General features: G+C 31.8%; 13 protein-coding genes. 6 read left to right on the top strand and 7 right to left on the bottom strand.

What is annotated here, in order from left to right; translation table 4 throughout:
• Nucleotides 1-724: 724 nt before the first annotated feature.
• Both ABDB96_RS00605 and hrcA read right to left on the bottom strand, forming a co-directional pair.
• Entirely contained in the window at nt 725-1,372 is a 648-nt protein-coding gene (locus ABDB96_RS00605) for a hypothetical protein (RefSeq protein WP_343251582.1), read from the bottom strand.
• Complete coding sequence (gene hrcA / locus ABDB96_RS00600; RefSeq protein ID WP_343251581.1) at nt 1,335-2,378, bottom strand: heat-inducible transcriptional repressor HrcA; 1,044 nt, start codon at nt 2,376-2,378, stop codon at nt 1,335-1,337. Before hrcA ends, ABDB96_RS00605 begins: the two co-directional genes overlap by 38 nt.
• A 324-nt stretch (nt 2,379-2,702) precedes the next feature.
• On the opposite strand from hrcA, the gene msrA reads away from it, so the two are divergent.
• From msrA to ABDB96_RS00580, 4 genes are all read left to right on the top strand, one after another.
• Nucleotides 2,703-3,179 carry a peptide-methionine (S)-S-oxide reductase MsrA gene (gene msrA, locus ABDB96_RS00595; protein WP_343251580.1) on the top strand — a complete coding sequence of 159 codons (477 nt, stop codon included), beginning with the start codon at nt 2,703-2,705 and terminating at the stop codon, nt 3,177-3,179.
• A 13-nt stretch (nt 3,180-3,192) separates the two neighbouring features.
• Entirely contained in the window at nt 3,193-4,221 is a 1,029-nt protein-coding gene (locus tag ABDB96_RS00590) for an NAD(P)H-dependent glycerol-3-phosphate dehydrogenase (RefSeq protein WP_343251579.1), read from the top strand.
• 337 nt (nt 4,222-4,558) lie between these two features.
• Nucleotides 4,559-5,830 carry a lipoprotein 17-related variable surface protein gene (locus ABDB96_RS00585; RefSeq protein WP_343251578.1) on the top strand — a complete coding sequence of 424 codons (1,272 nt, stop codon included), beginning with the start codon at nt 4,559-4,561 and terminating at the stop codon, nt 5,828-5,830.
• A gap of 1,117 nt (nt 5,831-6,947) precedes the next feature.
• The gene (locus ABDB96_RS00580) at nt 6,948-9,701 is read left to right on the top strand and encodes a lipoprotein 17-related variable surface protein (RefSeq protein ID WP_343251577.1); all 2,754 of its coding nucleotides are present in this window, start codon (nt 6,948-6,950) and stop codon (nt 9,699-9,701) included.
• Nucleotides 9,702-11,298: 1,597 nt separating this feature from the next.
• On the opposite strand, the gene ABDB96_RS00575 is transcribed toward ABDB96_RS00580, so the two are convergent.
• The 5 genes from ABDB96_RS00575 to ABDB96_RS00555 form a co-directional block, all read right to left on the bottom strand.
• Complete coding sequence (locus ABDB96_RS00575) at nt 11,299-13,347, bottom strand: MSC_0620 family F1-like ATPase-associated subunit (protein WP_343251576.1); 2,049 nt, start codon at nt 13,345-13,347, stop codon at nt 11,299-11,301.
• Complete coding sequence (locus tag ABDB96_RS00570; RefSeq protein ID WP_343251575.1) at nt 13,337-16,429, bottom strand: MIP family Ig-specific serine endopeptidase; 3,093 nt, start codon at nt 16,427-16,429, stop codon at nt 13,337-13,339. The genes ABDB96_RS00575 and ABDB96_RS00570 overlap by 11 nt, the downstream gene beginning before the upstream one ends.
• On the bottom strand, nt 16,365-17,267 hold the full coding sequence (locus tag ABDB96_RS00565) for a hypothetical protein (RefSeq protein ID WP_343251574.1): 903 nt from the start codon (nt 17,265-17,267) through the stop codon (nt 16,365-16,367). Before ABDB96_RS00565 ends, ABDB96_RS00570 begins: the two co-directional genes overlap by 65 nt.
• Before the next feature lie 155 nt (nt 17,268-17,422).
• A complete protein-coding gene (locus tag ABDB96_RS00560; protein ID WP_343251573.1) occupies nt 17,423-20,104 on the bottom strand; it encodes an MIP family Ig-specific serine endopeptidase in 2,682 nt (893 codons plus the stop codon).
• Between the two features lie 24 nt (nt 20,105-20,128).
• Nucleotides 20,129-21,337 (bottom strand): hypothetical protein, encoded by a 1,209-nt coding sequence (locus ABDB96_RS00555; protein WP_343251572.1) that lies wholly within the window; start codon nt 21,335-21,337, stop codon nt 20,129-20,131.
• Between the two features lie 480 nt (nt 21,338-21,817).
• On the opposite strand from ABDB96_RS00555, the gene ABDB96_RS00550 reads away from it, so the two are divergent.
• Entirely contained in the window at nt 21,818-21,964 is a 147-nt protein-coding gene (locus tag ABDB96_RS00550; protein ID WP_343251571.1) for a hypothetical protein, read from the top strand.
• 28 nt (nt 21,965-21,992) lie between these two features.
• Nucleotides 21,993-23,426 (top strand): proline--tRNA ligase, encoded by a 1,434-nt coding sequence (gene proS / locus ABDB96_RS00545; protein WP_343251570.1) that lies wholly within the window; start codon nt 21,993-21,995, stop codon nt 23,424-23,426.
• The last annotated feature ends 83 nt before the right edge of the window (nt 23,427-23,509 follow it).

Here is a 23,509-nt window from a genome sequence, read left to right as displayed (position 1 = left end):
AGTATTGATAGTTTCTAAATATTTCTTAGCAGATTCCATTTTGCTTGAAACCACTCGAAACTAAATATAGCGATTTTTTTCTTTTTAAGATAACTAAAATCTTGGTAAATTTTATTGATTAATGATTCTGGATTATACTAATTTCAAAACACATTAACGCGAATGATAACACTATTTTTAATTAATTTATTAAGTTTTGAACTAATGGTGAAGATGCGAGTTAACGGGTAAATTGTAAAAATCTGTCTGGATGTGCTTCTAGTATTATTAACTTCTTTATTAGTTTTGTGAATTTCTTCTTTTAATTCAGTTTTAGTATCGTGAATTATTTTATTTCTTAATGTATTAGAAAGTTCCTTTAAGTGTTTAAGAACTAGTTTTTAAAATTGAACACGATTGTTTATGAATATTTGTTTCTTCTATTTTGATACTTTAAGTTTTAGAAAATTTAACTTTTTTATTTTTATATATAAGCAGACGGATTCATCGAACAAAATTATCTTGTTGCTTAGTTTTTATAGTAAATAACATTTAAATTTAACATTAAAAAACGACAAAAGCACTATATTTTATAACTATACAGATGCTAACTAAACATCAGAATATACCAATTTAATATTTATGACCTATGTGTCCAAAAGAATTTTTAAAACCTTGAGTGAAACATCATTTAAATTAGTTTTTTTATTTTTACACTGGTTTAAAAATTGTTTTTCGAAATTAGTTAAAGGAGGTTTTTTCTCAAAGAAATTATAATTTTAAAAAAAATGTTGAAATTAACTGAATTTGTGTCTTGAAAAACTTTGTATGCTTTATCTAAATAATCCATTTGGAGTCTAATTAATTTCGCCAGATACTGGTCGATCTTCGTATAATCACAAGATGTAGTAATTTTAATCTTAAAGGTGTATAGATCAATGAAATTAAAATTAATTAAAGCTTCCAAAACGTTTGTTAAAATGGCCGCATTATTTTGAAAATTTGCATAGTTAGAAGTTATTTTTTGCAAAAATTTCTGAGCATATTTTTGGGCTGATTGTCTTAAATTGTCTTGTTGAGAAAAATAATCTTTTGTTTCATTCAGTTTTAAATTACTAAAATGATACAATTCGGTAAATAATTGGTAAAAAAGTTTCCAATTTGAATCAGGTTTAACATTGTGATAATCAATTTTATAGTTAAAAATGTTTTGTTGACGATATTGTCAAAATGTAAAAACCATGGCGATTAAATTATCAAAGATTTTTTTCTTAAAAAGTCGGTTATTAATAACTTTTTTTTGATTCGAATCGAGATAAAAATTGAAGATATTTTTTTTACTTTTATTAACGATATTAATAATCGGTTTCAGCATTAATTTTGCTTTTAACATTTTTGCAACCTATTTTTTCTATTTCATCTTTTAACATCATTAATAAGCCCTTGATTTTTTCATAATTCATTCGGGTTGGACCAACAACGGCAATTTGGTGTTTTTTATTATCAGTTTCAATCATTGTTGACGCTACAGAAACACCATCTATGCCCAAACTATCACCAAAAGTGATAATCGTTTTTCCAGTCCGTTGGTAGTTATATAAAATTTGCTGCCACACCGAAGTGTTTTCGAGTAAATCGATAATTTTAATTAATTTTTCCCGGTCGGCAAATTCGGGTTGCGTTAGTAAGTTTTTAATTCCCCGGACATCGGTTTGATTACTATCATTAAATACAAAAATCCGGTTAACAATTTCTTGAATGACATATTCGTATTCATGTACCTTTTTTTTAATAATTCCTTTTAAAAGCGTTAATTTATAAGGGATTTCAGAAAATTTGGAATCTACCAAACGATCGTTAAAAACTTTAATGCATGTGGAAACATCAATAAATTGGTTTTCATTATTAAATTGAATCGTTTTTTTGATAACGTTTCCCGTCGAGGAAACGACTAAAACTAGTCCGCTTGTTTCGTCAAGTTTGACTAAATCCAAGCGACACAAACGGTCATCTGTTTTAAAATGGGTAATGACAGTTGGCAAATTAGTAATTTGGTTGATAAAATCAACTGAAATCTCCACAATTTCATCAATTGAATTTAATCTTGTTGATAAAATTTTGCGTAATTTACTCCGAATTTCATCATCAACAACTGGTGATAATAAATTTTTTTCATAGTAATGGTAGCCTTGTAGTGAAGGGACTCGACCTGAAGAAGTATGCGTTTTTTCAACAAGATTAAGTTTTTCTAGTTGCAGCATTTCGTTCCGGATTGTTGCACTTGATAAATTTTTAAAATATTTTGACATGAGTAATTTGCTACCAACCGGTGCTGCTGTTGCGGTGTACTCGTCGATAATTGCTTTAATTAGTTTTTCTTGTCGCTCAGTTAATTGCATAGTCTCTCGTTAGTGCGTAGTGTATATATAACTTTAAAAAACTTCAAATTATTATAACTTTTTAGAAGTTTTATAACCTTTTTGCTTTTAATAATCGCGTTCCAAGGTTTTTATGTTTGCTTTTAGAATTTCAACAAAGACATTTACAATAAAATTTAATTTTTGGTAAAAAAATAATATATTTTGCGGCCTGTAAAAAACTTAATCCAAGAATTTTTAAGTTAGCAACTTAACCAGAATAATTATTTTTAAATGCCACATTCGTTCATTTTTTAGTAAACATCACTATAATTAGTCCACTACACAATGAAAGGCATGACAAAAATGAGTAAAAAAATTGTTTTAGCAGGTGGCTGCTTTTGAGGAATCCAAGAATATTTTTCACGTATTAATGGTGTGACACAAACGACTGCAGGTTATGCAAATTCTTTAATTGATAACCCCACATATAAAGAAGTTTGTTCCGAACAAACCAAAGCAGCTGAAGCCGTGGAAATTATTTATGATGAAAATGTTGTTGGTTTAAACTTTCTTCTAGAAAAATTGTTTGAAGTAATTGATCCTACTGCAATTAATCGACAGGGTAATGACCGTGGTAGTCAGTATCGCACCGGAATCTATTGACTGGATGATCATGATGCACCAATGGTTAAAGAGTTTGTTAGCAATAAGCAAAAAGAATACGCTCGCAAGATTGTTACCGAAACAATCCCTTTAAAAAATTTTTACCCAGCTGAAGAATATCACCAAGACTATCTTAAAAAAAATCCGGGTGGTTACTGCCACATTAAGTTAGATTAAGATTGATTTTTTTATGACTAATAAAAAAATTACCGTATTGGGTACAGGGGCTTGGGGTACAGCTTTAGCCAGTGTTTTATTGGATAATAAAAATGTTGTGAGCATGTGAGGGATTGATCAAAAAGAAATTGCTGATTTAAAAAAGCAAATGAACAGTCGTTATTTTGGCGAAAAAAAACTAGCAGGAAAACCTGTTTTAATCACTGATCAATTAAAAACAGCCCTAGTTGATGCTCAATATGTTTTGCTAGCAATTCCCAGTAAATTTTTAGAAGCAATTTTAGAACAACTAAAAGCAATTTTAAAAAATAGAAAAGTAGTGATTATTAACGTTGCTAAGGGCATTAGTTTAACTACGAAGAAATTTTGGTCACAAGTAATTAAAGAAAATTTTGCTAATAATTTAATTGCTCTAGTTTCATTATTAGGTCCATCATTTGCTAGTGAAGTTTTTGATAAGGAACTAACCGTAATTAATGCCGTGGGATCCAATGAAAAAATTGTTGATGATGTGGTTAAGCTCTTTACAACTAAGTACTTTAAGTTAATTCCTAATACTGATGAAATTGGTGCTGATCTATTTGCAGCATTAAAAAATGTCGCAGCAATTGGCACAGGAATTGTTTACCAATTACACCAATCAATGAACACAAGATCAGCCATCGTGGCCTGTGTTTTTAAAGAAATTGCCGAAATTTACCAAAAATTAACCAATCATCAAATTTTACCGTTAATTGGTTTCGAATTATGCGGCATTGGTGATTTAGTTTTAACGTGTACTAGTGAAAAGTCTAGGAATTTTCGGTTTGGCAACCAAGTGGCAATGTTTGGAGTTCACAAAGCCTTAAATATTAACGATACCACGGTTGAAGGATATTTAAGTGCCCAAGTAATTCATGATATTTTAAAAAGCAATCAAATAAGTGCCCCCATTATTCAATGAGTGTATGATGTATTGTATAAAAACAAAGATCCTCAGGCTTTTGCTGATATTATTGGCGAAAAAACTCAAAAAGGTAATTTTCATTCATGCCAGAGTTAATTAAAATTTAATTTTAAGATTAAGAACTTTGCAGCATTTGTTAGCAATCATTTTTTATTACACGGTATAATTATTATTACCTAGATTATATCTTATTAATAAAATTGAAACTTTTTTCAACTTATTACTTTACTAAAAACATAAAAGTATTTATTGGTGTAATGTCAATATTTGTACTTAGAAAAATAAATTTTTTGGTTTTTAAAAAATCCGACATATTTAAACAAATCATTTGACAAATAAATAAAAAAACGGAAAATTTTCGTAATGAATATGCAAATTACAGATTTTTTTAAATCTTCATATTAACTAAGCATGATACTAGGAGTTTAATAAAATGGCAAAGTTTAAAAAGAAAATTTTATTAACTGGTTTAACATTAGCAGCCCCATTAGTTACTACAATTGCATCTGCATGTTCTGAAACTATAAAACCACAAGAAAGAAATAGTGGTTTAAATAATCAGGCACGTGATGATTTAAGCCCAGGAAACAAGAAGGGTAGTTTAACACCTCGTACTCGATCAAACAGTAATAATTTTGTATCTGCTCAACTTAAAGCCAAAAAAGCATACGATGCTATTAAAGAGACAGCAAATGCTAGTGGCAAATCAGGTGTTTTGCCATCAACAGTTGCTAGAAACATAACTACATTAGCCAAAGCTAACGAACAAATTGCTGTAAATAGTAATAAAATTCCCAATCCTCCCGCTGGTTTTGAATACGTAATTTCCGCAGTTGCAAATGACGAGAGCGGAACTTTAACTATTAAAGTTGCTTTAAAAAAAGGAAATCGTTTTTTCACAGCAACCGGAGATTATTCAAAAGCTAAAATTGATAAAGATGTTATAGTAAGTGGCTACCAAAGAACTGAAGTTGCAGATAAACTTAAAGTCAAAAAAAGATACGATGCTATTAAAGAAACAGCAAATGCTAATGGCAAATCAGGTGTTTTACCATCAACAGTTGCTAGAAACATAACTACATTAGTGAAAGCTAACGAACAAATTGCTACAAATAGTAATAAAATTCCCAATCCTCCCGCTGGTTTTGAATATGTAATTTCTGCAGTTGCAAATGACGAGAGCGGAACTTTAACTATTAAAGTTGCTTTAAAAAAAGGAAATCGTTTTTTCACAGCAACCGGAGATTATTCAAAAGCTAAAATTGATAAAGATGTTATAGTAAGTGGCTACCAAAGAACTGAAGTTGCAGATAAACTTAAAGTCAAAAAAACATACGATGCTATTAAAGAAACAGCAAATGCTAATGGCAAATCAGGTGTTTTACCATCAACAGTTGCTAGAAACATAACTACATTAGTGAAAGCTAACGAACAAATTGCTGCAAATAGTAATAAAATTCCCAATCCTCCCGCTGGTTTTGAATACGTGATTTCCGCTGAAGACAAGAATGCTGAAGGTAAGTTATTAATTAAAGTCGCTTTAAAAAAAGTTGGAATAACTGGAAAATATTTCAAACTAGATGGAGAGTTGTCATCTACTCCTATATATAAAACAATTACAATAAGTGGTTTTAAGAAGGAAAGCCCCAAAACGCAAACCCCCTTGGACCCGTTTTGGAATGATCCAAGTTTTGGTGATTCCTAAACAAATTCAAAAATTATACCTGTACAGATCAAATTATAATAAATTTAACATGCAAACATCTTAACAAAACTGCAGTCACAAGTCGCCGTCAAGCAGGTGCTTAAATCAGTTGCAATTATTGAGTTTAATAATATATTCCTGTGATTATATAAAGATTGGAAAAAGTTAATGAATAAATTTAAGTAAATTACTGTTTTTAATAGATTAATAGAAAGTATGCTTTTTGATCTGAAATCTTAATTTAGGTAAAAGAATGCTTAAGACTAATTATTAGTTATTTTTTTAGAATAAATTAAATTGAACATTGTAGATGAAGTCACAATAGCATTTACAACTAATATATCCAGTTGATTTTGCATGACAATATATTTAGTCCGCTAAAAAATTGTCGTAATAATCGTTTATCAATTACATCAATTAAAAAAGATAAAAGATTTGCCTTTTTGCTGTTTTTTAAAAATATTACTAGAAATATCCTAAAAGTAGTAAATGAAAAAATTTATCATTAATTAATTTTAAATTTTTTTTAAATTAATAATTTGGTTTTTAGTATGAATTAACAAAATTTGCTAATTTTCGGTTTGTATCCAAAGCAGCAATATCTAGTAGTTGAAAAAAGATTGAATGCCAATTTATGCGACCCCTATCATATTTAAGTATCTAGTTAATATTTTAAAATAATCAGTTTTTGTTTGAAATTTAATCAAAAATGTTTAAAAGATTTATCTTGCACAAAATATAGTCTTACAAGATTTATCTATAACTTAAAAGTATTGGAAAAATTATTGAATATTATCAGTTTTTATAACATTGCTAGGGTCAGATTTTAAGAATCATAATTTAAAAATATTGATTTATTAAATTTTGTAATTTTCAATTTTTGTATTCTTCAAACATTATTTTATGAATACATCATTTTTGTAATCCTAATATCTTAGGATTTCAAAAGAATTTAATTTGTATATTGTTTGTGATAAAAACAGAAATTTTTAAAAACCCCCTTGACAAAAAAAAAAAACGGAAAATTATACAGAGTATAAAAACAAAAAATACAAAATTTATAGATTCTTCCAGATTTACTATGTCTGCGACGTATCACATTCGGAGAGAAATTTTAATGGCAAAATTAAATAAAAAGAAAGTTTTGTTAACTAGTTTAGCATTAGCAACCCCATTGGTTGGTGCAATTGCTTCAGCGTGCTCTTTAACAACTTCTGGGAATAATGATGGAAAAAATGAGAATAAGAGTCAGCCAGAAACATTACCACAAACAGGGTTAGATAATTCTGTTACAACTCCGGGAGTTAAACAAGAAAAACAAGATGATGCTGATAAGAATAAGAAACTTAGCAATCCTGATGAGAGCACAAAATCTAGTAATGCTGTTGATGCTGACAAAAACAAAAAACTAGAAGATACTAATAAAGACACAAAACCTAGTGACGCTGACAATGACAAGAAACTTAGTGAAACTGGCAATAACGAACTTAAATCTAACAGTGTAGTTTCCCCAGCAGTTGATCCTGCTAAAAAAGCGAGTGAAGTTGCTAAAACAGTTAACAGTCGTGAAAGTGCTAATGCCCAAATTAAAGATTTAAGCAAACAACTTCCCGAAATCCCTGCGGGCCTTACTGGCTTTGCATACGAAATTTCAGCAACTGGCGATGACGCAACAGGAACTCTTAGCATTAGCGTTGCTTTAAAAAAAGGTGATCAATACTTTGATTTAACTACTGGTAAACCAGTTAATAAGGATGCACACCGTGCTAAAACCATTACCGTAACTGGCTTTTTAAAAGTTGATACTGACAAAAACAAAAAACTAGAAGATACCAATAAAGGCACAAAACCTAGTGACGCTGACAATGACAAGAAACTTAGCGAAACTGGCAAGAACGAACTTAAATCTAACAGTGTCGTTTCCCCAGCAGTTGATACTGCTAAAAAAGCGAGTGAAGTTGCTAAAACAGTTAACAGTCGCGAAAGTGCTAATGCCCAAATTAAAGATGCAAGCAAACAACTTCCCGAAATCCCTGCAGATCTTACTGGCTTTGCATACGAAATTTCAGCAACTGGCGATGACGCAACGGGCACGCTTACCATTAGCGTTGCTTTAAAAAATGGCGACCAATACTTTGATTTAACTACTGGTAAACCAGTTAATAAAGATGCACACCGCGCTAAAACCATTACCGTAACTGGCTTTTTAAAAGTTGATACTGACAAAAACAAAAAACTAGAAGATACCAATAAAGGCACAAAACCTAGTGACGCTGACAATGACAAGAAACTTAGCGAAACTGGCAAGAACGAACTTAAATCTAACAGTGTCGTTTCCCCAGCAGTTGATACTGCTAAAAAAGCGAGTGAAGTTGCTAAAACAGTTAACAGTCGTGAAAGTGCTAATGCCCAAATTAAAGATGCAAGCAAACAACTTCCCGAAATCCCTGCAAACCTTACTGGCTTTGCATACGAAATTTCAGCAACTGGCGATGACGCAACCGGAACTCTTACCATTAGCGTTGCTTTAAAAAATGGCGACCAATACTTTGATTTAACTACTGGTAAACCAGTTAATAAAGATGCACACCGCGCTAAAACCATTACCGTAACTGGCTTTTTAAAAGTTGATACTGACAAAAACAAAAAACTAGAAGATACCAATAAAGGCACAAAACCTAGTGACGCTGACAATGACAAGAAACTTAGCGAAACTGGCAAGAACGAACTTAAATCTAACAGTGTCGTTTCCCCAGCAGTTGATACTGCTAAAAAAGCGAGTGAAGTTGCTAAAACAGTTAACAGTCGCGAAAGTGCTAATGCCCAAATTAAAGATGCAAGCAAACAACTTCCCGAAATCCCTGCAGATCTTACTGGCTTTGCATACGAAATTTCAGCAACTGGCGATGACGCAACGGGCACGCTTACCATTAGCGTTGCTTTAAAAAATGGCGACCAATACTTTGATTTAACTACTGGTAAACCAGTTAATAAAGATGCACACCGCGCTAAAACCATTACCGTAACTGGCTTTTTAAAAGTTGATACTGACAAAAACAAAAAACTAGAAGATACCAATAAAGGCACAAAACCTAGTGACGCTGACAATGACAAGAAACTTAGCGAAACTGGCAAGAACGAACTTAAATCTAACAGTGTCGTTTCCCCAGCAGTTGATACTGCTAAAAAAGCGAGTGAAGTTGCTAAAACAGTTAACAGTCGCGAAAGTGCTAATGCCCAAATTAAAGATGCAAGCAAACAACTTCCCGAAATCCCTGCAAACCTTACTGGCTTTGCATACGAAATTTCAGCAACTGGCGATGACGCAACCGGAACTCTTACCATTAGCGTTGCTTTAAAAAATGGCGACCAATACTTTGATTTAACTACTGGTAAACCAGTTAATAAAGATGCACACCGCGCTAAAACCATTACCGTAACTGGCTTTTTAAAAGTTGATACTGACAAAAACAAAAAACTAGAAGATACCAATAAAGGCACAAAACCTAGTGACGCTGACAATGACAAGAAACTTAGCGAAACTGGCAAGAACGAACTTAAATCTAACAGTGTCGTTTCCCCAGCAGTTGATACTGCTAAAAAAGCGAGTGAAGTTGCTAAAACAGTTAACAGTCGCGAAAGTGCTAATGCCCAAATTAAAGATGCAAGCAAACAACTTCCCGAAATCCCTGCAAACCTTACTGGCTTTGCATACGAAATTTCAGCAACTGGCGATGACGCAACCGGAACTCTTACCATTAGCGTTGCTTTAAAAAATGGCGACCAATACTTTGATTTAACTACTGGTAAACCAGTTAATAAAGATGCACACCGCGCTAAAACCATTACCGTAACTGGCTTCTTGAAATAAAATTTTGTTATAGAAAACTATTAAATATTTCCAATTTATAAAGTAATGAAACCTAACAAGTACGTTAGGTTTTATTATTTATCTTTAACATTTAAAATTTACAATAACTTTTGTCTAGTTTTAGCACTGTTGTTTTTTATCACTTTATCATCTGTTGATTTAGTTTATAAATTTTGATAGAGCTTATATTTGATTGATCAAGAACTGAATTAATTGATATCACAGTGAAAACAATATTTTAAAATTAAAAAAACAGAAGAAATTAGTTGAAAATAAGATTTTTTCTAAATGTCTAGATATACTTTGACACATGAGTTTCATGATTAATAAAGTGTTGGCAGTTCTTATAAAATTCAATTGATTTTAAATATTTTTCTTAACAAATTAAATTTTGCTTGCAAACTACTCTATAACTGAACGTAACCAACTTTTTATCGTTTTAAAATTATTAAAATCACATTGTAAATTTACTTAATTAATAATCTGTTATTCTTTAAAAAGAATGAATATGAACTAAAACAATTGATTTGTCAACATTCACTTAAATGTTTTAATACATCAATCGGTAAGAGAAGTAAAAATTATGAAGATTGTTAATTTTATAAATCAAGAAATATGATCTTTTGAGTTTTTTAATATTTATTAAAGCCGATATACATCTGATTTTTTTTATGTTAAAAATATTCTTGAAATATATGCAGTAAACATTTTATTTGACGATAGTTTTAATAACAAAATTAAAAAATTGTCTTCACGTACTTAACATTATCTCTTTCATATTCATATGTAATTCTGTTTTTATGTCATGATCTTTTTAAGTTAAGTTAAGTTATGTTATGAAAAAGAAGTAGATTTACGAAAGGGTGATTATCGTGCTACATAATAATCGCATCTAAGATTCAAAGCAAAAAATTAATGGAATTCTTTCTGATTCTAAAAATAATATATTTAAAAATTAACAAAATGTACGAACACTTTGATACGTTTCGTTCAAATCGGTTGACAACCGAGATAAATTTAAAATTATCACAACACTTAAATATTAGAAAACATATTTTCTAAAAACGCTAAGTATTTAAATAATTCTTCATATTTTCAAATAAATCAATAAAAAGGTTATTAAGTAAATAACTTTATATAAACAAAGCAAGTAAAACAATTTTGAATTTTAGTTTTTATTTCATTATTATCTAAGTTTTTCCGCTAAGACCATATTTAATGCTTTAAATAATTGATCAACTAGTTGTGTAATGGATTAATATAATAAAAATACCAACATCTAAGTCTTATAAATTTAAAAAATAGTTTGTTAATTGTGACCAAATCAAGTCTTAATTAAAATAAATTTAGTAAATGAAAAATAATAATATTAATAAAAAAATTAGTTCTCTAGTCTTAACTTAATGCTGTGTAAACAAAGATTTTGCAAAGAATTTTTATAGTTTGAAGAAGTTTGTTTGCATATCAACACTAGTGAAATAAAAATTATTACAATTTCTGATTTAAGAAATTAGACCTTATGAACTAATTATTTAAAATATAAAATAACCAACCATGATTTTTGTGTCTTTATTGAAAAGATAATAATTAATAAATATTAATGTTTTTGAATTACTTTAAACTTCTTATACCGTATGATTATTACGGTGATTATTAGAGTTGTAAGAAACACTCCGAGAATAGTCATTGCAACGGCAAGAATATTATTTGGTTTGTTGATTTCGGTAATTAAATTTTGCAAAGATGTTTTTATTTCTTGAGATTTATTTTTGTTGCTTGCATTATTTGAAACTTGGTAAAGATTAAAAATTGGTTCATAAATTTTGTTTGCATTAATCATGATGTTTAACATTTTAACAAAATCATTTAACCCATACTTATCAGCACTTTGATTTAAAGAGTCAATTTGTCTTGAATACATTTCTAATTTATTTCATAACATTGATACTTCTGCTTCACGTAAGTTTAGATCATTAATTAACTTAATAAGTTTGTCATTTTTAAGTATTTTTGTTTTTAAATCTTTGATTTTATTCATGAAGAAATTTTTTAAATAAATATTAAAGTTGATCGTATCAATTTTGGAGTTAAATAAATAACTTAAAAAGACATCTTGGATTTCTTTTTGATATGTGTTTTGCAAATTTTGGCTTAAGTCTTTATCAAGATATTTTTGTTTAACGATATTGATGTCATTGACAAAGTTACTATTAAAATAAATTTTTGTAATGAGGAAAAAGGAATTTTTAATGTGAAATTGCTGCCCTTTTTGAAAACTAGTTAAATCGGATAGATCGAGATTAATTTTAAATGCATTTTGAATTTTGTTCACTATTTCCTTAGTGACTAAATAAGAATTGTAATTTAACAAATTGGTATTGTGTTTTAACAATTGTTCCTCGCTAGGCGCTTGTTTGTCAATAAAATTATCAATCTTTGCTTGATATTTTCGAGAATTTTCGGAAACAATCTTATCTTTTAATTCGATCTGTGCATCTAAACTTTGCTCTGTTGTGGCTTCAGGTTTTAAACTTAAAATTTGATAATCGAAACGTTGTTGCACCGGATTATCAATATAAACCATTTTTCTTTGTTCTTTAAGCGAATAACTTAAAAATTCTTTTGGCGTAAGGTTATCATATGAAGCAATGACCATTGGTTTTAAATTCTGGATATTGCGAATTTCTTCTGGTAGTTTCAAGTCAATCCTAGTTGGTTGCTTTTCCTTGTTAATTGTGATTTCCTTATTAGGATTGGCATCATTAACATCATCATTACTCTTTAATGGCGGTACTTCAATTGGCGGCTTGCTTTGAGATTCTGGTTGTAATTGCTGGTTTTGTTCAATATCGAATTTATTAAAATTTTTATCAATAATAGATCGAAAATAATCTTCTCAAGTTGTTATTTTCTTTTCATCCTTTGAATCTAATGATAAATCACTTACAACTAATTCCTTTGTGCCCTTACTATTATCAATTTTAGCCTTGTATTTTCCTTCAACACTTTTAATATTAGCTTCGTTAAAAAAGATTTTGGGAATCCCATCTTTTAATAAGTTAGCTTTATATTTATTGAAATATTCAGTTTGGTACATTGAATTTGTGATTTTGTTTTCGACTTCTTCGCCATTAGATGTTTGAAAATCTTCTTTATTACTGTATCCGAAATTATTTCCATTAATTTGGTTATTATCGCCAAATATGACACCATTTGTCGTTGTTCCATCGTAAGTTATCGAACCACGACGGTATTTTGTATTACCAAAAACTGATAAAAAGTTTAAATTAAATCCATATTTTGTTGGATTGGTTTCTAAATCACCACTTTCTTTTATCTTATCTAAGAATTTCAAAAGTTGCAAGTAGTAAATTGTTGTGTTAGGATCACGATCTTCGCTAGAATCAGCAGATAATTTCGTTTTAACTTGCTTGATAACCTCATCAATCAAAGGTTTAAAATTATTTTCAAAGTATTTTTTATTTTTTTCTGGCTCACTATCAACTAATTGCGGTGTTGATTGTTCATCATGGTGTGCTAACTTTAAGTTTTGTGTTTTTGGTAAAACGTGTGATGAAGAAACCAACGGGATTGATAAAAAACTACTTACCAACCCGATTACTAAAAATTGTTTTTTATTTTTCATTTTCATTAAATAACCAAGAATCTTTTAATAAACCAGCATCGGTTAAATATTTTTTAAACGAATTGGCTTGATTTTTTCCGCCACCATTAATTAAATCATACTCGTAAATTAAAGTATTACCGTTTCGATCTTTAATTTCAGGACTAACTAATGGATCGACAAAAGCGGATTGGGTGTTACCGATATTTCCCCAGTAAATTCCTAGAACTTGATAATTGCCATCAACGACTAAGGTTCCAGAACCGCCTCCAGCAAAACCAGAATTATTTAAACCATACACGGTGTTAAAGCGGTAGTAGGTTTTGCCCTGTCATAATAATGGCGGGGGATCAGCACGTTGTTGGTCATAAATTCCGGGAATTGTTTGACCATAATTGTTAATAAATTGAAAGTGACGGTTGTTGGCGAATGTTTGGCCATGTTTGCCATCAACATTCCCCACTCTCTTGTTTACTGTAGCGTGACTACCACCTGAATTTGAACCACCCATTAAACCGTTACTGCCAGCCGGATATCCTAAAGAATAGTTTCCCTGATAATCACTTAGACCTTGCGATGTTTGTTTATTTAATAAACTTTCTGAAATCTTATTAAATTTAATTTTTGGTGTTTTATACTTATCAGCAAAGCCACTAGTTGCTTCTTTTGCTCTTTCTGATGTTTCGTAGATGACTTTAATAATTGCAAAATCTTTAAAGTAATTTTTTAATTTTTGGGTATTTTGGTAACCTTGAGTGGTGTACTCAATTGTATCACTTCCATTATTTAAAAAGTTCGTGGCACTAAATACTAATTCGGGATACTCAGAATCTTTCAATTTAAAGTTTTTAATCTCTTTTTGGCCAAGAATGCTTTTTCGAAATTCAACACTTTCGTTATTTTTAATTGGACCACTCTGATCTTTGTTTAAAGTATCCTTTTTATGATTCATTCTGGCAACTACGTGCATGTTCGTTGCATAATAGAAGGTTTTTGGATAAGAACCATCGCTAGTTTTTTGATAGTCTAAAATTCATGCAGTTCCGTAATCAACCACGGGAATTGGTTTACCAAATGAATCAAACATTAATTGGTTAGTAGTTGGATTTCGACTTTGTTGGTTGGTATTAATGATAATTCTTTGTGAATAATCGTTTAAGGTGTTATAAATATCGTTTTTAACTGCATCATATTCGGGAGTGTTGACCGAAATGAACGGATTACCATTTTTGCCTTCGGCTGAACTTGCTGCATTTTTAATAATTGAATCAAAAACACTATTTTGGATGCTACCAGTTTTTTGTGGGGTTAGATCACCAAGAATTTCGGTATTGCCTACATTATCAACAGCAAATGTACCTGGATTATTTGAAGGTAAAACGGAACTACCTAAATTTTGGTTAGCAGCATTTGGATTACGGTAAACTTGGTTATTGCCATAATAGATGTAACCAATTGTTATTGGTCAGTTAACAGCTTTAACATCTTCTAGTGTTTGGAAAGGAGTTTTGTAAACTTGACCATTTTGGTCAGTATAATCACGAACATCAACGTTTCTAATGTATTGTCAAGCAGTATTGACATAATTTAAAATGGTATTAGCATCGCTTTGCTTACCGCGTGATGATGAACCAATTACCCGTAGGTAATTTTGCGATTGGCCAGTACCGGCTGGTGCTTCTAGACCGCCACTATTCGAACGATAAAATACACCTTTTCTAACGTTATCAATTTCATAATCAACTTTTGAGGTGTTATCAACAATTAAGTGTTGTAAATCTAATGGAGCAGCAATTCCGTTAACTAATGGCGAATAGTAAACCTTAGTAAATTTGCCATTTTCAAAATTGGGAATGTTTGGAATCACAACGTTGTTAAAATCCCATTGATTATTTTCACTAAAATCCCAATTAACCGGATATGCCCCGCTTGGTTTCACTGAAGCACTGTCAGGGATTTCGCCTTGAAATTCACGACGGTTTCACGCTTGTAAATAGACGTAATTCATGATGTTACTAATCTCACGACGCGATGTTTGTTTAACTGTTTTACCGTTACGATCAGTTTCATTAGCACTTACAGCCATTGTGGTATAAATTGCATTATAACGATAGTCGTTAGCGGTTGGATTAACCCTTTGGTAAACCCTAGGATCAATCCGGTTTAAATTTGTCGGCTTTTCAACCGCTGGATTTTTTCGACTAATTGGTACGTCTAGATCGGTATAAATGTTTAATTCAGTCAGGTTATTAGAACCATTTGCTGGAAAATTTGGGTTTTGAATTAAAGCATTGGCTACTAAGGGATTATTTCAACTATAGAAAAGGGTTAGTGATTTTACCGTTCTTGGCATGGCTTTAACAAAATTAGCCGCCGCTACTCCGGTTGTGGCATTAATGTTATGAATGGCAACGCCAATCCCGCTTTCAGTAATGTCCGCTCCAGGTTGATCATTTTGAATTTTTTTAACTGCTGCTGCAATCAATTCAGTTGGGGTTTTATCACCTAGATGTTGAATTCCGGTCTGTGTGTTTTTTTCAGCACCAATTTCGATGATGTAGCGATTTTCTTTCGGGTTGTTTGGACTTAATGCGGAAACATATTTTAAAACCCGACCAATTTTTTCAAAGCCTTCAATCATTCCTAAATCAGAGCGTTGGTAGCCACTAACACCTTCACCCGGTCCGGGTTGAAAATTCAACTGCAAGACATCATCTTGACTTCTTTGTCAATTTGATGTTATCGGAATGAAACGACTCATGTTTCTTAGTGTTGTTTGGAATTGGACACCATTAACAAATGCTGGTCGTGGTTGCCAACTACCTGTAGATAATTTGCCATCTGGCTGAATGCTAGATGGCATGTAGCCTTCTTCTAAAAACTTGATATTATCACTAGTTAAATCATCAATGGTAATTTCACGAACGTTAGCAAGTACTTGTTTTAACGCTTGGTATTCGGTTTGTTCAGTAATAACATCAACGCCATATTTGGGAATGTTAACGTTACGATAAAGCGTCGGGAAAGCCGCAATATTTTTATATAGGAATTGTCGGGTAATTGCGGTATTGCTCGTTACTATTTGGCGACAATAAATAAGCAATTAAAGGTAGAACTTGTGCCCTTTGATTTGGGGTCAAATTGGCAATGTTATCAACTTGTTTTAGCTCATTTGCTAAATTAACAATATCTTTTAATGAACCCCGAATTGCCCGTGAGTAAGTGTCAACAACCCGGACATTTTCGTTAATATCTTTAATAATGTCTTGCTTATCTTCTTGGGTTAAATTCAAAATTCTTTGACCCAAATTCATTCGCAAACTGTTAGTTCGCAAATTTTTTAGGTCTTTTAATTTGATTGTTTCCCCTTCTTTAATTGTTGGAAAACTTTCCAACGTATATCCAGCCCTAACTAAGCGACCAAGAGTTTGGGCTGAATCTTGTGAACCTTGGTAAAATTCACTATCATCCCATTTGCTATCGCCAAGCGGACTTCTGGCAATGCTTCGGAAATTAGTGCCGACACCATAACGGGTTTTAAATTCGCCTGTTGGATTTTCAAATTCTTTGGATTTACTCCCGTCAAGATCGGTATATTTTTGCAAGATTTCTTCAACTGATAAGGAAGTTTGGTCTTTCCCGTATGAGCCTTCACCACGCGGTTCACCTTTAGGAACAACAATTGGATTGGGTTGTAATTGGGGCTCGAGATTTTTATCTTTAACTTTCGGCTCTTCTTGCTTGGGTTTTTGCTTTGAAAGAGACTGCTGGGGTGGGCTTAGGTCTTTAAGTTTTTTTGTTCCCGCTAATGAATTGTAAATCGTTCCACCCTTTTGCCATTCTAATAAATTAGTCCCAATAATAATTCCCGTAGTAACTGAAGTTGATAACACAAAAGTTCCTGAAATAATTGATAGTCAAATTTTAGTTTTACTTCTCACAGTGCTAATCTCCTATTATTAAAATTTTACAATTCTCTTTGTGCTTTTTGTTAATTTTACTTGGTAAAAAAATATTGTACTTGTATAAATAAGTACAATTAATATCGAAAATTTTGTATTTGATAATGCTTGATAAAATTAATTGAATTTTATCTTTATTTAGAATTAAATAATCAAGATTTACTTAAGGTTTTGTTTGTTTCTAATCACTGTTTAAATGATTTACTTTGTCCTTGTCCCCCACCGTTAATTAAATCGTAACCATGAATTAAAGTCTTACCCCTTTTATCTTTAACTTCAGGACTAACTAAAGGATCAACAAAAGCTGATTGGGTGTTACCAATATTGCCCCAATAAATTCCGACAACATTGTAATCACCATCAACAACTAAAGTCCCTGATCCACCCCCAATAAATCCGGAATTATTTAAACCATACACGGTGTTAAAACGATAGAAAGTTTTGCCTTCCCAGATTAATGGAGGAGGGGCTGCTCTTTGTTGGTCATAAATCCCCGGAATGCTTTGTCCGTAATTATTAATGTATTGGAATTGTGTGTTATTTGCAAATGATTGCCCATTTTCATGATCAACACTACCAACCCTCTTGTTAATTGTTGCACTAGCACCACCAGAATTTGATCCACCAGTAAAACCGTCGCCACCAGCCGGATAACCTAATGAATAATTTTTTTTATAATCGCTTAAATCTTGACCGGTTTGTCGGTTCAATAAACTTTCTTGAATATTGTTAAATTTAAATTTCGGAGTGGTATATTTCGTTGCAAACTCATTCGTTGCAAACTTTGCTCTTTCCTCGGTTTTATAAGTAACTTTAATGATGGCAAAATCTTTAAAATAGTTTGTTAACGATTGGGTCTTTTGATAACCTTGCGTTGTGTAATCGATTGTATCACTACCATTTTTCAAAAAATTAGTTGCACTAAACACTAATTCTGGATATTCGGATTCTTCCAGTTTGAACGTGCGGATTTCTTTTTCGCCAAAAATCGTTTTTCTAAATTCAATTCCTTCATTATTTTTAATTGGTTCATTTGGATTTTTATTAAGGGTTTTTTTATCACGATTCATGTGAGCAATAACGTGCATGTTTGTTGCATAATAAAAGGTTGTAGGATAAGAACCATTCTCGGTTTTTTCATAGTCTAAAATTCATGCTGTCCCATATTCGTTTAGCGGAACGGGATTTCCAGAAGAATCAAATATTGGTCTTTTAGTGATTGGATTGATATTTTGTTTATTGGTATTAACAATAATTCGTTGTGAATAATCGTTTAAAACTTTATAAATTTCGTTTTGAACTGCTTGGTACTCTGGGGTATTAACTGAAATAAATGGATTACCATTTCTGCCCTGGGCTGAACTGGAAGGATTTTTAATAATGGAATCAAAAGCTTTACTTGGAACATTTCCGACTCTTGAAGGCTTAATATCACCAAAAATTTCCGTATTACCGAGGTTATCAACAGCAAAAGTACCAGGATCATTTGAAGGTAGTCCCGAACTTCCTAAATTGGCATTATGTGCATTTGGGTTGTGATAGACTTTATTATCACCATAATAAATGTATCCAATTGTGCGCGGTCAACTGATTGCTGCAACATCTTTTTCTTCTCTAAAAGCAGTTTTATAAACTGTTCCCTTATTATCATTGTAATCGCGTAAGTCAATATTTCTGATGTATTGTCATGCAGCGTTTACATAGTTTAGTATTGTTTGAAGGTCAGCTGATTTACCGCGAGATGAAGTGCCAATGACCCGTAAATAATTTTGTGAAACTCCTTCACCAGCAGCACCGGCTACTCCGCCATCTTTGGAACGGAAGAAAATACCTTTGTTCACATCACCTAACCGGTAATCAACTTTTGAGGTGTTATCAACAATTAAGTGTTGTAAATCTAATGGTGCAGCAATTCCGTTAACTAATGGCGAATAGTAAACCTTAGTAAATTTGCCATTTTCAAAATTGGGAATGTCTGGAATCACAACGTTGTTGAAATCCCATTGATTATTTTCGCTAAAATCCCAATTAACCGGATATGCCCCGCTTGGCTTTACTGAAGCGCTATCGGGGATCTCGCCCTGAAATTCACGACGGTTTCACGCTTGTAAATACACGTAATTCATGATATTGCTAATTTCACGACGCGATGTTTGTTTAATGGTTTTGCCAGTATTATCAGTTTCGTTGGCACTTACAGCCATTGTGGTATAAATTGCATTATAACGGTAGTCGTTAGCGGTTGGATTAACCCTTTGATAAACCCTAGGATCGATCCGATTTAAATTTGTCGGCTTTTCAACCGCTGGATTTTTTTGACTAATTGGTACGTCTAGATCGGTATAAATGTTTAATTCAGTCAGGTTATTGGAACCATTTGGCGGAAAGTTTCGATTTTGAATTAAGGCATTGGCTACTAGCGGATTATTTCAGTTGTAGAAAAGGGTTAGTGACTTAACTATTCCTGGCATAGTTTTCACAAAATTAGCCGCTGCTACTCCGGTTGTGGCATTAATGTTATGAATGGCAACCCCAATCCCACTTTCAGTGAAATCTGCTTGTGGTTCGTCTTTTTGAATTTTTTCGCGTGCTGCTGCAATTAATTTTTCGGCAGTATCACTTAAGTATTGGATTCCAATTGTGGTGTCTTTTTCCGCACCGATTTCGATGATGTAGCGATTTTCTTTTGGATTATTTGGACTTAATGCGGAAACATATTTTAAAACCCGACCAACTTTATCAAAGCCATCAATCATCCCTAAATCAGAGCGTTTATATCCACTAACACCTTCGCCCGATCCTGGTTGGAAATTCAATCGTAAGACATCATCTTGGTTTCGTTACCAATTTGATGTTATCGGAATGAAGCGGTTCATATTTCTTAGTGTGGTTTGAAATTGTACCCCATTAACAAATGCTGGTCTTGCTTGTCAAACACCTGCACCTAACTTTCCGTCTGGTTGAATGCTAGATGGCATGTAACCTTCTTCTAAAAACTTGATATTATCGCTAGTTAAATCATTAACCGTAATTTCCCGAACATTTAAAAGCAGTTGTTTTAAAGCCCGAAACTCCTCTTCTGGTGGTGTTAAAAATTGTCTGTAATTTGGAATGTCGACGTTTTTGTAAATTGTTGGAAAAGCATCAATATTTTTATTTTGTACATAACCGTAGCGTTGTTCGCTAGTTTCAGGCCTTAATAAATAACTAATTAAAACATCTGCTAAAGATTTTTGTTCTTTAGTTAGATCATTTAAACTCGATGCTTTTTTAAATTCTTTTGCTAATTCAACAACATCCTTTAAAGATCCACGAATTCCGTGTGCATAGGTATCAACCACCCGAACGTTTTCGTTAATATCTTTAATAATGTCGCGTTTATCTTCTTCAGTTAAATTTAAAATCTTTTGACCCAAATTCATTCGCAAACTGTTTGTTCGTAAATTTTTCAGATCTTTTAGTTGGATAATTTCGCCTTCTTTAATTGTTGGAAAACTTTCTAACGTGTATCCGGCTTTAACCAACCGACCTAAGGTTTGGGCTGAATCTTGCGATCCTTGGTAAAATTCGCTGTCATCCCATTTGCTATCACTAAGTGGGCTTCCACCAATGCTTCGAAAATTAGTGCCGACACCATAACGGGTTCTAAATTCGCCATTTGGATTTTCAAATGCCTTTGATTTACTCTTATCAAGATCACTATATTTTTCTAAAATTTCTTGTACTGATAATGAGGTGAGATCTTTACCAAATGAACCTTCACCTCGAGGTGGCCCTTCAGGAACAACAATTGGATTGGGTTGTAATTGGGGTTCGAGATTACTATTTTTAACTTTCGGCTCTTCTTGTTTGGGTTTTTGCTTTGAAAGAGACTGCTGTGGTGGGTTTAGGTCTTTAAGTTTTTTTGTTCCGGCTAACGAATTATAAATTGTTCCACCCTTTTGCCATTCTGATAAATTGGTGCCAAGAATTATTCCAGCAGTAACCGATGTTGATAACACAAAAGTTCCCGAGATAACTGATAGTAAAATTTTAGTTTTGGTCCTCATGATGTTGATCTCCCATATTCTAATTCTAAAATTTTATAATTCTATTGAGGTTTTGACTTAATTTTTAGATTGAAAACTCCATTATTAGAATAATAAAAAATTAGCGATTATGCTGGTTGAAAAATTCGCTATTTTTGCAATTATATAAAATGCACCCCGGCTTAATGTCCTTAAATTAATGCAATACATTTAGAAATAAAGTAACTGCTTATTAAAATAGGAGATTAGCCATGAATGCTAAAAAGTAAACATAGTTCGTTGACTTAAAAATAATATTAAAGGTCCCTGACGGCCTCAGAAATCTAAAATACTTTTTTGTTTTAGTATATATTCTAAAAACAGCATTGTTTAATCTTTTGACACTTATAAAATGATTGTGTTTTTTTGGATAACTTTAGTTGCTTCTTAATTTGTATTAGTTATTTCTTAAATTAAGATATAACTAGCAACTAAATAATATGAATAAACTAAGGTATAATTATGTACATTATGGCAATTAGTCAATCACCAAACCGCTCTTCGTCCAAACATAAAAAAATTCGCACTATTACTGCTGCTGCTATTTTGCTTGCAATTATTTTTATCATTGTTTTAACAATCATCTTGATTAACACAAGACGAAATTAATTTTTTATTAATAATATGGAGACAATTTATGATCAAAAATCAAGCAATTGTTACGCGAGCAGAAAGTTTTAGCGACTGGTATACAAGCATTGTTGAAGCTGCCCAACTAATTCATTACAGTAAGATTAAGGGATTTATGACCTTTTTACCAAGAGGTTGAGCCATATGGGAGCAAATCCAAAAATATTTAAGTTATAAGTTTAAAGAATTAAAAATTCAAAACATTGCTCTTCCTTCCCTCTTTTTATATAGTGATTTTCTTCGCGAAAAAAATCATGTAACCGGATTTAATCCCGAATTATTCTTAATTACACAAAAAGGTGATGATCGTCTAGAGGATCCCTACGTACTAAGGCCAACATCGGAAGTGGCCTTTTGTCAATTGTGAAGTGAAACTTTAAGAACTTATAACCAATTGCCTTTTTTATACAACCAATGGTGTAGTGTTTTTCGGATTGAGAAAAACACCCGCCCTTTTTTAAGAAATACTGAATTTTTTTGACACGAAGTTCACTGTGCATTTGCAGATAGTAATCGTTGTAACGACATGGTGCAAAGGATGTGAGACGTTTACAACTGACTCATCAATGACATCTTAATGATGGCAACTATCAAGGGAGTCAAAACAACAAACGAAAGATTTGCTGGTGCCATTGACACTTACACTTTAGAAACAATTATGCCTGATGGTCAAGCCCTACAATCTTCTACTGTTCATTATTTTGGTCAAAATTTCGCAAAAACTTTTGATGTTAAATTCCAAACAAAAAACAACGATTTTGCTTATGTTCACACGATGTCTGCTGGGTTGTCAACGCGAATTATTGGTGCGATGATTATGAGTCATAGTGACGACCATGGCTTAGTTTTGCCTTTTAAAATTGCTCCTGAACAAATCGTTATTATTCCTTTATTAGCCAATAAAAATTCCGAAATTTTAGTTTATGCTAAACAAATTTTTAACAAGCTTTCTAATCATGATCAATATCGCATCTTAATAGATGAATCATATGATTCTTTAGGTGCAAAATTAAGTAACTACGAAACTCATGGTGTCCCTTTTGTAATGATTGTTGGACCAAACGATCTAACTAAGCAAACCATTACCATTAAAATCCGTACGAAAAACGAAAAAATTCAAATCCAAAATTCTGAGTTAATCAATTGAATGAAAATTAATGTTAATAAATTTGACCAAGAACTTTATGAAACTAGCCAAATCCGTCTTGAACAAACAATTGTTAAGGCAAAAACATATTCCGAATTTGAACAAGCCATCAAAAACAAAAAAATTGCTTTATCACCATGACATGATGATGTCGATGCTGAAAATGATTTAAAAGCAAAAACCGGAATTACCACGCGTTGTATTAAGCAAGATGAAATTATTAATGAAAATGAGAAATGTTTTTACTCGAATAAAAAGGCGACACACTGGATTTATTTCGCACGAGCTTATTAGTTAATCTTAAAAAAAGTTCATTTTAGTTCCGCAATAGAAATATTGAGGAAAATATTTTTATAACCCTTTAAAAAAGATCATTT

It is taken from the genome of Mycoplasma amphoriforme A39, from assembly GCA_000723365.1.
GTDB lineage: Bacteria > Bacillota_I > Bacilli_A > Mycoplasmatales > Mycoplasmoidaceae > Mycoplasmoides > Mycoplasmoides amphoriforme.
Note: the sequence above shows the minus strand (reverse complement) of the source record. Positions and strands in the feature narration are given on the sequence as shown.